We start from the raw sequence: 15,621 nt of genomic DNA, 5'->3' as shown, positions 1-15,621 counted from the left end.
AGCCCGCCCCCACGAGACTTGATCGTGGGAGCGGGCTTGCCCCGCGATGGGCCACACGACGGCCCTGCAAGCTACATCAGAACCCCATGCTGAAGCTCACCACCACGCCATGGTCGCGGTTTTCGCTGGACAGCTGCCCGGAGTAGCCGACCCCGAGCTTGCCGCTCGCGCCCACCGACAGGTCCACCCCGGCCTCGACCACCGCCGCGTCCTTGGCAATCGGCACACCCTCGGTGCTGAAACCGTCGCCGCCACCGATGAAGCGCAGATCGGCATCGGGCTTGTCGTCACCGAACGCATGGCGCCAGCCCACCGACAACCGCGGCGTGATGGTGCTGCCGTTGTCGAGCAGGATGCGCTTGCCAGCGCGCACGCCAAGGGTGGAGAAGGTCACATCCTGGTCGACCTTGCCCTCCAGCCGCCCTGCCCCGCCCTTCTCATGGGCGGTGTCGCTGTCGTAGTTGACATAGGCCAGCCCGGCGAACGGCTCCAGGGCAATGCCGCCGGCATCGATGGCGTAACCCACCTCACCGAACACCTGGGCGCTGCGCGCCTTGTACTTGGCCTTGAGGCGGTCGTCGTAGCTGCCCACGGTGACATCGCGCTTGGTGTCGATGTCGTGCCAGCTGTAGGCCACGCCCAGGCGAGCAGCGAAGGCATCCAGCTGGTAGCCGAGGTAGGTGGTGAGGTGGTAGCTGTCCACCGTGGCGTCGGAGCGGCGACGGTGCGCGTCGATGCTCGAGCGGGTGTAGCCGGCGGCGGCGCCCACTTTCCACTCATCGTCCAGCGCACGGTCCACACCGAGCATGAAGCCCGACAGGTCGCGGTCGACGCTGGCATGGCTGCTGCTGCCGTCGTAGGTGCCCCAGCCGCCGATGGCGCGGATCCAGCCCACGGCCTGGCCCTGGCAGCCTTCGCTGGTCAGTTGCTGGTTGGCGGTCGGCGCCAGGGTGCGACGTGGGTCGTCCTGGTGGGTGCAGTCGGCCTGGCGCAGGCGGTCATTGACCGCGTCGCGGACGTAGCGCGAGTCCTCGATCAACACGGTCGCGGTGCTGGCGTGGATCTCGCCGGACAGGCTGTCGAACGCCGCCTGGGCGCCCTGGCGGTCCAACGGCAGCAGGTTGTTGACCAGTTCGGCCGGCGCCCCGGCACTGGCCAGCGCGGTGGCCACGCCACGCTGGTTGCCAGTGGCGGCGACATCGGCGAAGGAGTTGCCGTTGCGGCTGACCGACAGGGTCACCTGGTTGGCACCGTAGTCCAGCGAGCTGTTGAGGAACGCCGAGTTGGCCAGGTTGGTGGTGGCGAAGGTGCCGTTTACCCCGCCCGCGGCGCTGACCACGGTGTACTGGCCGTTGCCACTGGCCAGGTTGGCGACCATCAGGCTGCCGCCGAGGTTGGCGGTGCCGCCCACATTCAGGTAGTTCACCGGCGAGGTACCGAGGTCGATCACCAGGGTGCCGGTGGCGCCGTTGGTGAAGTTGCCCGACACGTTGAGGTTGCCGGCAGGCCCTGGCAGCACGGTGCCGTTGTTGGTCAGCCCGGCGACGGTGCCGTTGCCGGTCAGCGCGGCGCCGTTGGCCACCGTGACCTGGGCTGCGAGGTTGCTGCCCGGATTGGCGGCATCGCCTACCTGGAGCACGCCCTGGTTGACGTTGAAGGCGCCGCTGAATGGTTGGTTGCCGGTCAGCAGCAAGGTACCGCCGCCCTGTTTGGTGGTGGTGCCGGTACCGCTGAGGGTGCCGTTGAAGGTGCCATTGCTGCCTTGGGCGAAGACCAGGTTGGCGTTGTTGAGGATGCTGCCCTGCAGGCTGGTGGTGTTGCCGACCAGGGTACCGCCACTGACGGTGGTGCCACCGCTGTAGGTGTTGGCGCCCGAGAGGATCAGAGTGCCAGCGTCGAGTTTCTCGATGCCGCCGCTACCGACCAGCGGCACGCTGACGGTGGCGGTGCCGCCAGCGTTGACACGCACCGGCGCCAAGCTGCCATCGCTACCGTTGACCGGCGTCAGGCTACCCCCAGCACCCGGCACGACCTGATAGCCGTTGCTGAGGAACTGCAAGCCCTCGAACGACTGGTTGCCCACCACGGTGACGGTGCCCGGAGTACCGCCGAAGACCGCGTAGCCACCACTCCAACCTTCGTTGCTGGTGCCGCTGGCGTTGGTCCAACCGGTGTTCGGCCCCCAGGTACCACTGCCGCCGCCGATGCTGCCATCGGGGTTGGTCTTGCCGCCATTCCAGAACTGCAGCTCTTCGCCGTAGTTCTGCACCACCAGGTTGATCTGGTTGGCGATAGCGGTCTGCAGGCTCAGGTCACCCAGGACCACGCTGCCCGGAATGGCACCGAACACCAGGCCGTTGTCGGTGAGCGTGCCGCCGTAGCTGAACAGTTGGTAGACACCGGTACCGAAGCCACCGGCATCGGTAATGTTCAGCGTGCCGTCCAGCACCAGGTTGCCGTTGACCTTGACCACGGTGGTGGAGGCCGCCGGGGCGCCGAGGCTGAAGTCCAGGGCGCTGCCCGACGCCAGGTCGAGGCTGCCGACAGTGAGCGGCGTGGCGCTCTGGCCGGCAGCCAGGGTGGCGCCATTGGCGATCTGCACGGCGCCGCCGTAGGTACCGCTGCCGCCCAGGCGGGCGCCGGTGGCGACCTGCACGGTGGCACTGTCGAGGCGGCCATTGACCAGCAGGCTGCCGGCATTGACCTGGGTCGCGCCGGTCAGGCCATTGATGCCGGTCAGCAGCAGTTCGCCGGTGCCGTTCTTGGTCAGGGTGCCAGTACCGGTGAGGTTGCCGGTGTAGCTGCCATTGGCGTTCTGCTCGAAGGTCAGGGCTGCGTTGTTGAGGATCGCGCCTTGCAGGCTGGTGGTATTGCCCACCACGCCGCCTGCGTTGATCTGGGTGCCGCCGCTGTAGGTGTTGGCACCGTTCAGCGTCAACAGGCCAGCGCCATTCTTGATCAGCCCACCGGTACCGCTGACCACGCCGTTGAGGGTCAGGGCGTTGCTGCCGGCGATGGCCAGTGCACCGTTGAGCACGGCATTGTTGGCCAAGGTCACGGCGCTGTTGCTGTCCAGCGTGGTGCCGCCTGCGGCCGTCAGGGCGCCACTGCCCAGCGCGCTATCGTTGCCTAGCACCAGGGTGCCGCCGTTGAGGGCGGTACCGCCGCTGTAGCCATTGGCAGCGTTGAGCACCAGGGTGCCGCCGTCTTGCTTGGCGACGCTGCCGGTGCCGTTGAGGGCGACGTTGAGGGTGGAGGTGGCGCCGCTGTCGACCCGCAGGTTGGTGGTGCCGTTGCCCAGCAGTTCACCGGCCGTCCCCGCATTGAGCACATAGCCGTCGGTGACGAACTGCAGGCCGGTGATGCTGTGGCTGCCGTTCACGGTGACAGTGCCGGGGGCGCCCTGGAACACGGCGAAGGTATCGTTCCAGGTGCCGTTGAGCACGCCGTTGGCGTCGGTCCAGTTAGTGTTGGTGGCATCCCAGACGCCGCTGCCGCCCTCGATCACGCCGTTGGCCACGGTCTGGCTGCCGTCCCAGAACAACACGTTGCTGGCGCCACCGACCACCAGGTTGACCTGGTTGGCGACGGCGGTCTGCACCGTCAGGTCGGTGACCGGCACCGGCGTGGTACCAAAGCTCATGCCATTGTTGGTGAGGCTGCCGCCGTAGGCGAACAGGCGGTACACGCCGGCGCCGAAGCCGCCGATGTCTGTGACATTGAGGGTGCCACCCAGGGTCAAGTCGTTGGCCACGTTGACCAGTGGGGTGCCATCAGCCGACGGTGCCCCGAGCGAAGCGTTGAAGTTGGCGCCGCTGTCGAGCACCAGGTTGCCGGCGTTCAGGGTGCTGCCGCCGATGGCCGCCAGGTTGCCGCCGTTAGCCACGGTCACCGAACCACCGAGGCTGCCGACGCCGCTGAGGCTGGCGCCGCTGGCCACGTTGACCGTGCCGCTGGCCAGCGAGCCATCCACCTTCAGCCCGCCGCCCTGCACGTTGGTAGTGCCGGTGTGGCTGTTGGCGCTGTTCAGTGCCAGGGTGCCGCTGCCGAGTTTGTTCAGGGTGCCGCTGCCGCTGATGTTGCCGCCGAACACGCCGCCCTCGACCGTCAGGCTGTTGCCGGCGGCGATCTGGATCGCGCCGCTACCGCCGATTTCGCCCAGCGTGGTGTTGCCGTCGAGGTTGAGGCTGGCGCCACTGCTGACATTCAGCTCGCTCTGGGTGCCGAGGGCGGTGGTGCCGACGGTGCTCAGGCTGCCGGACAGGATATTGAGGATGCCGCTGAAGGTGTTGTTGCCCGACAGCGTCAGGTCAGCCAGGCCGCTCTTGTTCAGTTCACCGGCGCCGCTGAGCACGCCGGCCAGGTGCAGGTCATTGCTGCCCAGCACGTTGAGCACGCCGCTGACATTGACCGGATTGGCCAAGGTGACGGCACTGGCGCTGTCGAGGTTGGCGTTACCGGTGACATCCAGGCCGCCGCTGCCAAGGGCGGCATCATTGCCAACCACCAAGGTGCCGGCCTGCAGCTCGGTACCACCGCTGTAGGTGTTGGCGCCCATCAGCGCGAAGCGGGCGAGGCCGGCCTTGAGCAGGCGGCCGCTGCCGCCGACGGTGCCGCCGAGGGTCAGGTCGTTGCTGCCCAGGATCGTCAGGTCACCGGTGGCATTGACGCTGTTGGCCAAGGTCACGGCCTGGCTGCTGTCCAGGCTGGTGCCGGCCACGGTATTCAGGCTGCCGCTGCCCAGCGCGGTATTGGAACCCAGCACCAGGGTGCCGCCATTGAGCGCAGTGTTGCCGGCATAGGTGTTGTTGCCGGCCAGCGCCAGCCGGGCGCTGCCAGCCTTGACCAGGCCACCGGCGCCGCCGATGTTGCCGCCCAGCGTCAGGTCGTTGCTACCGGCGATGTTCAACGGCCCCGCCAGGGTGATGGCATTGCCCAGCGCGACCGAGGCGTTGCTGTCGAGGGTGGTACCCGCCGCAGTTTCAAGCGCACCGTTGCCCAGGGCCGTGTTGCTGCCGACGATCAAAGTGCCGCCACTGAGCACGGTACCGCCGCTGTAGCTGTTGTTGCCGTTGAGCACCAGGGTACCGCTGTCGAGCTTGTTGAGCTTGCCGACGCCGGTCAGGCCGATATCAAGGGTCGCCGTGGCACCCGGGTCGACCCGCACGCTGGTGTCGCCACTCGTGCCGTTGATCAGGTCGAGCACACCGGCGGTGCCGGCCAGCAGGCGGTAGCCATCGCTGACGAACTGCAGGCCGTTGACCGTCTGGCTGCCGTCGACGGTGACATCGCCGGCTGTACCCTGGAACACCGCGAAGGTGCTGCCCCAAGTGGTGTTGGTCAGGCCGTTGAGGTCAGTCCAGTTGGTATTGCCGGCATTCCACACGCCGACACCGCCGTCTACCTGACCGTTGGGCACGTTCTGGCTGCCATCCCAGAATTGGATATTGAGCCCCGCAGCGCTGACCAGCAGGTTGACCTGGTTGGCCAGGGCGGTCTGCAAGGTCACGTCGCCCAGGCCCACGCCCAGCGGCAGGCTGCCGAAGTCCAGGCCGTTGTCGGTGAGGGCGCCGGTGTAGTCGAAGACGCGGTACACCCCGTTGCCGAAGCCGCCGATGCTGCTGACATTGAGCGTGCCGTCGAGGGTCAGGTTGCCACCGACGTTGAACAGCGCGGTGGCGCCAGTGGACGGCGAGCCGAGGCCGATATCGACGATCGAACCGCTGTTGAGCACCAGGCTGCCGAGGCCCAGGGTCGCGCCGCTCTGCCCGGCCAGGTGGCCGCCGTTGTCGATCACCACCGAGGCATTGGCGGTGCCGCTGCCGGTAAGGGTCGCACCGCTGGCCACGGTCAGCAGGTTGCTGCCCAAGGTGCCGTCGACTTTCAAGGTACCGGCGTTGACCTGGGTATTGTCGGCCAGGTTGCTGCTACCGGTCAGGGTCAGGGTACCGCTGCCGACCTTGGTCAGGCCGCCCAAGCCATTGAGGGCGCCAGCGAAGGTGCTGCTGAGGTTGTTGCCGCCCAGGCTCAGGACGCTGCCGACGCCAACATCGACCAGGCCACTGCCGGTCAGGCTGCCAAGGCTGGCATTGCCATTAAGGTTGAGCTGGCCGCTGGCGCCGACATTGAGGGTGTCGACGTTGGCCAGCACATCGCTACCGAGCGTGGTGAGGGAACCTGCCTGGATGTCGACGTTGCCAGTGAAGGTCTTGACGCCGACCAGGGTAAGGTCGTCGACACCGGTCTTGACCAGATTGCCGCTGCCGCCGAGGTCGCCGCTGAGGATCAGCGCATTTGCGGTTTCAACAGTCAGGTTGGCGCCGTTGCTCAGGGCTACGGTGTTGCCCAAAGCCATGGCCGAGCTGTTGGCCAGGGTGGCATCGGCGGTGACCGCCAGGGTGCCGGTGCCCAGTGCGCCGCTGCTGCCCAGGGTCAGGCGCCCGGCGTTGAGCTGGGTGCCGCCCTGGTAGCCGTTGTTGCCATTGAGGGTCAGGTTGCCGCTGCCGTTCTTGGTCAGGCCTGCCGTGCCGTTGATCACGCCGTTGAGGGTCAGGTCATTGCCGCCATCGACGGTCAGGCCAGCGTTGAGGGTGACGTTGTTGGCCAGGGTGGTGCTGGCGCCGCTGCTGAGGGACGAGGCCCCGGCGACGGTCAGGGCGCCCTGCCCCAGCGCGTTGTCGTTGCCGACCACCAGCCGGCCGGCACCGAGGGTGGTGCCGCCCAGGTAGCTGTTGGCGCCGTTGAGGACCAGGGTGCTGGTACCGGCCTTGTTCAGGCCGCCGACGCCATCCACCACGCCGGTGAGGGTCAGGTCGGCGCTGCCCGGCAGGTTGAGGGTGCCGCCCAGGTGCACGTTGTTGGCCAGGGTGACGCCCGCACCGCCGGCATCGAGGCTGGTGTTGGCGCCGGTGCTGAGGTCGCCGCTACCCAGCGCGGTGTTGCTGCCGACCACCAGGGAGCCGTCATTGAGGGTGGTGCCGCCGCTGTAGGTGTTGTTGCCGTTGAGGGTCAGGCTGGCGGCACCGTTCTTGACCAGGCCGTTGTTGCCGGAGACCACGCCATTGAGGGTCAGCGCCTGGCTGCCGCCGAGGGTCAGGTTGCCACCGGCGAGGTTGACAGCATTGGCCAGTACCAGCGCCTGGCTGGCGTCGAGGCCGGCGGCGCCGTTGACGGTCAAGGCCCCGCTGCCCAACGCGCCGGCATTGCCCAGCAGCAGGCTGCCGGCCTGCAGCGAGGTGCCGCCGGCGTAGGTGTTGCTGCCATTGAGCACCAACTGCCCGGCACCCAGCTTGTTCAGCGCCCCGGCACCGCTGATCACACCGTCAAGGGTCAGGGTCTGGGCATTGTTGATAGCCAATGTGGCAGCGGCGCCGAGGCCAATGGCATTGGCCAGTTGCAGCGCCCCGGTGGTGGCCAGGGTACTGTTGCCGGTCACCGACAGGCTACCCGTGCCCAGCGCGGTGTTGTTGCCCAGCGTCAGGGTGCCAGCGCCCAGCGTGGTGCTGCCTTGATAGGTGTTGGCAGCGCCGAGGGTCAGGTTGCCGGTACCGGTCTTGGTCAGGCCGCCGGTACCGCTGATCACGCCGTTCAATGTCAGGTCGTTGGTGCCGGTCAGGCCCAGGGTGTCGTTGAGCGTCACCTGGTTGGCCAGGGTCAAGGCACCCGTGGTGGCCAGGTTGCTGGCGCCGCCGACGACAAGGTTGCCGGTACCCAGGGCCTGGTTGTTGCCCAGGGTAAGCGTGCCGGCATTGAGGGTCACGCCGCCAATCAAGGTGTTGGCGCCACTGAGGGTGAGGTTGCCGGCGCCGTTCTTGGTCAGGCTGCCGGCCCCCGTGACCAGCCCGCCCAGGCCCAGGTCGTTGCTGCCGGCGATGGTGAGGTTGCCCCCCAGGTTGATGGTGTTGCCGATGTTGAGTGCCGAGGCGCTGTCCAGTGTGCTCCCGGCAGCCGCGTTGAGCTGGCCGAGGCCGAGGGCGCTGGCGCTGCCGAGCACCAGGGTGCCGGCATTGAGATTGGTGTTGCCCAGATGGCCATTGGTGCCGTTCAGGGTCAGGGTGCCGCTGCCGGTCTTGGTCAGGCCGCCGACGCCGCTGACGTTGCCGCCCAGGGTCAGGTTTTGCGCCCCGGCGACGGTCAGGTTGCCGGCCAGGTTGACCTGGTTGGCCAGGGTGACGTTGGCATTGCTGCTGAGGGTGGTGCCGGCGGCTGCGTTCAGGGCACCCGTGCCCAGCGCAGTGTTGCTGCCTACCACAAGGGTGCCACCGTTCAGGCTGGTAATGCCCTGCTGACTGTTGCTGCCGTTGAGGGTGAGCGTACCGGCACCAGCCTTGATCAGGTCACCGGTGCCGCTGAGCGCGCCGTTGAGGGTGAGGTCGTTGCTCCCCGGCAGGGTGAGGTTGGCGTTCAGGGCGACGGTGTTGCCAAGCGCCAGGTTACCGGTGGCGTCCAGGCTTGAGGCGCCGGTAACGGTCAGGCCCCCAGTGCCCAGCGCCTGGGCGTTGCCCAGGGTCAGGGTACCGGCACCCAGGCTGGTGCCGCCGCTGTAGGTGTTGGCATTGCCCAGGGTCAGGTTGGCACCGCCGTTCTTGTTCAGGCTGCCAATCCCCGAGACCACGCCGGACAGGCCCAGATCGGCGGAACCGGCGACAGTCAGGGCACCGCTGAGGCTGAAGGCGTTGCCGAGGGTGACAGCTGTATTGCTGTCCAGGATAGTGCCGTTGGCGGTGCTGACCGTGCCTGTACCGAAGGCAGTGTTGTTGCCGACCACCACCGTGCCGCCATTGAACAGGGTGCCGCCGGTATAGCTGTTGGCCCCATTGAGCACCAGCGTGCCGCTGTCGAGCTTGGCCAGTTGGCCGCTGCCAGAGAGGCCAACGTTGAGGGTCGCGGTGACGCCCGGATCGACGCGCAAGGCAAAGGCGCCGTTGCTGCCGTTGACCAGGTCCAGGCCACCGGCGCCGATCAGGCGATAGCCGTTGGTGACGAACTGCAGGCCGGTGGCGGCCTGGGTGCCGACCACGGTGACATCGCCCGCGGTGCCCTGGAAGACCGCGAAGTCGCTGGCCCAACTGCCATTGAGCACGCCGTTGACATCAGTCCAGTTGGTGTTCCCCCCGTTCCACGTACCGGTCCCGCCGTCGATCACGCCATTGGGCACGCTCTGCGCCCCATCCCAGAACTGCACGGTGCCGGTGGCGCCGCCGACCAGCAGGTTGACCTGACTGCCGATGGATGTCTGCACCTGTAGGTCGCCGGGCAACACGACACCCGGCACGTTGCCGATCAGCAGGCCGTTGTCCACCAACCCGCCCGTGTAGTCGAACAGCCGATAGATACCGGTGCCGAAGCCGCCTAGGTCGGTGACGTTAAGGGTACCGTCCAGGGTCAGATTGCCATTGACGCTGACCACTGCGGTGCCGCCGGTGGCCGGCGATGCCAGGCCAAAGTCGAGGATCGAACCGCTGTGCAGGGTCAGCGCACCAGTGCTGAGGGTCGCGCCGCTGTTGGCCAGCAGGTGCGCGCCGTTGGCAATGTCGACTGCGCCCAGCAGGCTGCCGGTACCACCGAGGCTGGCGCCGCTGTTGACCTGCACGCTGGGGCTGGCCAGCGAGCCCGTGACGTTGAGCAGGCCGGCATTGACCGTGGTATTGCCGCCGAGCACGTTGACGCCGGACAGTTCGAAGCTGCCAGTACCGGTCTTGATCAGCCCGCCACTGCCCGCCAGGGCACCACTGAACACACTGTTGAGGTTGTTGCCGCCCAGGGTCAGGTCACCGCCGCCGGCGATGTTCACCGTACCGGCCCCGCTCAGGCCACCGATGGTGGCGCTGGCACCGAGATTGAGGCTGGTGCCGGCGCCGACGCTGACCGCCGAGGTATTGCCCAGGGCCGTGTTGCCGACCGTGGTGATGCTGCCGCCAAGCAGGTCGATGGCGCCGCTGAACGTGTTGTTGCCGCTGAGTGTCAGGCCGGAAACGCCGTTCTTGATCAACCCGCCGGTGCCACTGAGCACACCGCCCAGGGTCAGGTTGTTGCTGCCGCCCAGGGTCAGGTTGGCGCCGAGGTTAACGTCGTTGCCCAGGGTCATCGCCACGCTGTTGGCCAGCGTCGAGGCGCCGCCGACGTTCAATGCGCCGGTGCCCAGCGCCGCAGCGTTGGCCAAGGTCAGGGTGCCGGCATTGAGGTTCAGGCCACCGCTGAAGGTGTTTGCGCCGCTCAGGGTCAGATTGCTGCTGCCGTTCTTGGTCAAGGCCCCGGCACCGCTGATCACACCGCCCAAGGTCGTGGTGTTGCTGCCTGGCAGGGTCAGGGTGGCGCCGTTGCCAAGGGCGATGGCGTTGCCGAGGTTGAGGGTAGCGCTGGAGTCGAGGCTGGCATTGCCACCCACGCTCAAGGCGCCGCCGCCGATGGCGTTGTTGTTGCCCAGGATCAGAGTGCCGGCATTGAGGGTGGTGCCGCCATTGTAGGTGTTGTTGCCGTTGAGGGTCAGCACGGCGCTGCCGTTCTTGACCAGTGCACCGCTGCCGCTGATAAGGCCGCCGAGGGTGGTGGCGTTGCTGCCCAGCACGGTCAGGGTGTTGCCACCCAGGCTGATGCCGTTGGTCACGGCGACGGCGGTACTGGCGTCGAGATTGGCGTTGCCGCCCACGGTCAGGGCGCCGATGCCCAGCGCGGTGTTGCTGCCCAGGGTCAGCGTGCCGGCATTGAGCTGGGTACCGTTGGTGTAGAGGTTGTTGCCGCTCAGGGTCAGGTTGGCGGTGCCGTTCTTGACCAGCGAACCGATGCCGCTGACCACGCCGCTCAGGCCCAGGTCGGCGCTGCCATCGATGGTCAACGGGCCGGCGATGTTCACGTCGTTGGCCAGGCTTACCGCCGTATTGGCATCCAGGTGGGTACCGGCCAGGGTATTGAGGGTACCGGTGCCCAACGCAGTGTTGCTGCCGACCACCAGCGTACCGGCGTTCAGGCGGGTGATGCCGCTGTTGCTGTTGTTGCCGGTCAGGGTCAGGGTGGTGCCGCCATTCTTGGTGATGCCGCCGGCACCGGCGATGACGCCGCTCAGGGTCAAATCGTTGCTGCCGGGCAGGATGAAGTTGCCCGCCAGGTTGAGCGCGTTGCCAAGGTTCAGCCCGGCCACACTGGTGTCCAGCGTGGTGTTGTTGGCGGCGTTGAGCGCGCCGGTGCCCAGTGCCGTGTTGCTGCCGACCACCAGGGTGCCGGCGTTGAGGGTGGTGGCGCCGCTGTGGGTGTTGTTGCCGCTCAGGGTCAGGGTGGCGCTGCCGTTCTTGACCAGGCCGCCAGTGCCGCTGAGGGTGCCGGCCAGGGTGAGGTTGCTGGTGGTCGGCAGGGTCAGGTCGGCACCGAGGTTAACGGCGTTGTTCAGGGTCATCGCCGTCGAGTTGGCGAGGGTCGATGCGCCACCGACCGTCAACGCGCCGGTTCCCAACGCGGCGGCGCTGGCCAGGGTCAAGGTACCGGCATTGAGGGTGAGGCCGCCGCTGAAGGTGTTGGCGCCGCTCAGGGTCAGGTTGGTGGCGCCGTTCTTGACCAGTGCGCCGGTGCCGCTGATCACCCCACCCAAGGTGGTGGTGTTGCTGCCTGGCAGGGTCAGGGTGTTGCCGGCGAGGTTGATGGCATTGCCCAGGTTCAAGGTGCCGCTGCCGTCGAGGCTGGCATTGCCGCCCAGGGTCAGGCCGCCAGTGCCCAGGGCATTGCTGTTGCCCAGGGTCAGCAGCCCGGCGTTCAGGGTGGTGCCGCCGCTGAAGGTGTTGTTGCCATTGAGCGTAAGGCCGGCACTGCCGCTCTTGACCAGGGCGCCGGTGCCGCTGATCTGCCCGGTCAGGGTGGTGGCGTTGCTGCCCAGCACGGTCAGGGTGTTGCCACCCAAGCTGATGCTGTTGGTCGCCGAGACGGCGGTACTGGTGTCCAGGTTGGCGTTGCCGCCCAAGCTCAGGCTGCCGATGCCCAGTGCGGTGTTGCTGCCGAGAACCAAGGTACCGGCATTGAGCTGGGTGCCGTTGGTGAAGGTGTTGCTGCCACTGAGGGTAAGGCTGGCGTTGCCGTTCTTGACCAGCGAACCGATGCCGCTGATCACGCCGCTCAGCCCGAGGTTGGCAGTGCCGTCGATGGTCAGGGGGCCGGCGGCAATGACGTCGTTGGCCAGGCTGACCGCGGTGCTGGCGTCCAGGTGAGTCCCCACGGCGGTGTTGAGGATGCCGGTACCCAACGCCGTGTTGCTGCCGACCACCAGGGTGCCGCCATTGAGGAAGGTGGAGCCGCTGTGGGTGTTGGCGCCGGTCAAGGTCAGGGTGGTATTGCCGGCCTTGCTCAGGCCACCACTGCCGGCGATGACGCCACTCAAGGTCAGGTCGTTGCTGCCGGGCAGGTTGAGGTTGCCGGCCAGGTTCAGGCCGTTGCCGATGTTCAGCCCGGCGACGCTGGTGTCGAGGGTGGTGTTGGCCGCGGCGTTGAGCACGCCGGTGCCTAGCGCGGTGTTACTGCCCAACACCAGGGTGCCTGCGTTGAGCGCGGTGGCGCCGCTGTGGGTGTTGTTGCCGCTGAGGGTCAGGCTGGCGCTGCCGTTCTTGACCAGGCCACCGGTACCGCTGAGGGTCCCGGCCAGGTTGAGGTTGTTGGCGCCTGTCAGGGTCAGGTTGCCGCCCAGGTTGACGGCGTTACCCAAGGTCATCGCTGCGGTGTTGGCCAGCGTCGATGCGCCGCCCACGGTCAGGGCGCCGGTACCGAGCGCCGTGGCGCTGGCCAGGGTCAGGGTGCCGGCGTTAAGGGTGAGACCACCGCTGAAGGTGTTGGCGCCACCCAGGGTCAGGTTGGTGCTGCCGTTCTTGACCAGCGCGCCGGTGCCACTGATCACACCGCCCAGGGTGGTTGCGCTGGTACCAGGCAAGGTCAGGGTGTTGCCGGCCAGGTCGATGGCGTTGCCGAGGTTCACCGCCACGCCGGCATCCAGGCTGGCATTACCGCCCAAGGTGAGGCCGCCGGTGCCCAGGGCGTTGTTGTTGCCAACGGTGAGGACACCGCTGTTGAGGGTCGTGCCGCCGCTGAAGGTGTTGCTGCCGTTGAGGGTCAACCCGGCGCTGCCGTTCTTGACCAGCGCACCGGTGCCGCTGATCACGCCGCCCAGCGTAGTGCTGCTGGTGCCCAGCAGGTTCAGGGTATTGGCGCCAAGGTTGACAGCGTTGCCCAGGCTCACGGCGGTGCTGGCATCCAGGCTGGCGTTGCCGCCGAGGGTAAGGGCGCCGGTGCCCAGGGCGTTGCTGTTGCCGACGGTGAGCTTGCCGGTATTGAGGGTGAGGCCGCCACTGAAGGTGTTATTGCCGTTCAGCGCCAGGTCCCCTGCCCCGCTCTTGACCAGCGCACCGGTACCGCTGATCACGCCACCCAGGGTGGTGGCGCTGGTGCCGAGCAGGTTCAGGGTGTTGGCGCCAAGGCTGATGGCGTTGCCCAGGCTTACCGCGCTGCTGGCATCGAGGCTGGCGTTGCCACCCAGGGTCAGCGCGCCAGTGCCAAGCGCACTGCTGTTGCCGACGGTAAGCTTGCCACCCGCCAGGCTGGTACCGCCGCTGTAGGTATTTACGCCATTGAGGGTGAGGTCAGCGGCGCCCGCCTTGGCCAGCGCACCGGTGCCGCTGATGATGCCACCCAAGGTGGTGGCATTCGTGCCAGCGAGGGTGAGCGTGCCTGCGCTCAGGTCAATCGCGTTGCCCAGGTTGAGCGCCGAGGCACTGTCCAGGATGCTGCTGGCGGTCACCGTCAGGGCGCCGCTGCCCAACGCCGTGTCGCTACCCAAGGTAAGCGTTCCGCCGCCCAGGGAGGTGCCGCCACTGAAGGTATTGAGGCCATTGAGCGTCAGGCTGCCGGTGCCGCTCTTGACCAGCGAGCCGGTGCCGCTGAGTACGCCGCCAAGGGTCAGTGCGTTGCTGCCGGGCAGGGTCAAGGCCGCGTTCAGCGCCACCGCATTGTTCAACACCAGCGGCACGCTGCCTTGCAGGCTGCCGGCGCCACTGACGGTCAGCCCGCCGCTGCCGAGTGCCGTGGCGCTGGTCAGGTTGAGGCCGCCAGCGGCCAGGGTGGTACCGCCACTGTAGGTGTTGCTGGCGCCAAGGGTGAGCAGCCCGGCACCGGTCTTGGTCAAGCCGCCGACACCCGAGACCACGCCGTTGAGGGCCATGTCGGTGGCGCCACCCACGTTCAGGCCGGCATTCAAGGTCAGCGCGTTGTTCAGGCCCAGGCCTGCCACCGTGCCCGCGAGACCACCGCCATTCACCGTGATGCCACCGGTGCCGAAGGCGCTGGCGTTGTCGAAGTTGAGCAAGCCACCGTTGAGGGTGGTCTGGGTGGTGCCGTTAAGCAATTGCCCGATCAGCGACCAGGTACCGCTGTCGACGATCAGGCGGTTGAAGTTGATGTAGTTCGAGGCGTTGATGGTGCCGCTGCCACTGGTGCCGCTGCCGCCACCGATGGCGTTCTGCAGCGCCAGGGTGTTGGTGCCGCCGGCACCGCCGTCGACCACCCCTGCAGGCGCAAAGGCCAGGTTGGGGTTACTGGTGACCAGCAGCGAAACACCGACGCCGGCTCCCGCGCTGAGGCTGGAGCCGGTGATGGCGTTGAAGCGGTTGGTACTGCCCGCGCCCATGGACAGGCTGCCGGTCAGGCTCCCGGCGTTGGTGAAGGTGTTGCCGGCTGCCGACGCCTGAAATGCTGTACGACCGAGCACGGTGCCGGTGTTGGTGAAGTTTACCGACCCGCCCCCGCTCACGGCGATGACCGGGGTGTCCTCGCTCAGGATCGTCAAGCTAGCCAACGCCGAGGAGCCGATGCTGCCGGCGTTACTGATGGTGGTGACGCCACCGGCAGCGTTACGCACGTCCAGGGCCATGCCAGTGAGGTTCAACAGGCTGGCGCCGAGGACGGCGCCGGTACCGCGAATTACACCCGTGGCATTGTTGGTGATGTTGATGGTACTGGCAGTGCTGGTGTTGCCGATCACGGCGCCGGTGGACTGGATGCTCAGGATCCCCAGCAACGACGGGTTGACGGTACCGGAGTTGTTCAACGTGATGTTGTTGCCGGTAAGCGACAGCGCGGTGCCGCCCACGCCCAAAAGCACGCCCAGCGAGGCACCGGTGTTGACGTTGACGGTAAGGCCGCTGCCACTGTTGGAATAGCTCGGCGCGAGCGGGTTGGCCGCGCCGCTGCAGGTCACCGTGGAACCGGCCAGGCTGCAGGCGGCCAGCGCCTGTTCACCGTGCAGACCAAAGGCCATGGCCGTCACGGCCAGGCTGACGGCCAGCGACAGTTGGGAGAAACGGGCGGGCGAACGGGGGGCGGCGCGACTGTCCACGGAGAGCTCCTTCGTGGATCAGGCGATTCAGTCCTTGAAAGCGTGCACAGCGGGTTGGGCAAGAGCAGTGACACACGCGGCGGCCGAAACACCTGATCTATGGCTACGAATATCCTTTGAAGGAATGTGTAGCCGCTCAGGGGCGGGCGGTTTGGCGTCGAAGCCGGTCAAATGGTGTTAATACTTTGTCGAGGCGGCACGTGTTTCGCGGGTTTCAGCGATGCATTCATTGGATCCAACCGACGAACGGTAGTGCCTGC

The 15,621-nt window shown here is 67.3% G+C and carries 1 protein-coding gene; it reads right to left on the bottom strand.

Annotation, left to right across the window (positions count from 1 at the left end):
* Positions 1-76: 76 nt before the first annotated feature.
* A complete protein-coding gene (locus tag KHO27_RS00635) occupies positions 77-15,361 on the bottom strand; it encodes an autotransporter-associated beta strand repeat-containing protein (RefSeq protein ID WP_250888396.1) in 15,285 nt (5,094 codons plus the stop codon).
* Between the last annotated feature and the right edge of the window lie 260 nt (positions 15,362-15,621).

The organism is Pseudomonas sp. RC3H12 (genome assembly GCF_018596375.1).
Lineage (GTDB): Bacteria > Pseudomonadota > Gammaproteobacteria > Pseudomonadales > Pseudomonadaceae > Aquipseudomonas.
This window is presented reverse-complemented; position numbering and strand designations above follow the sequence as displayed.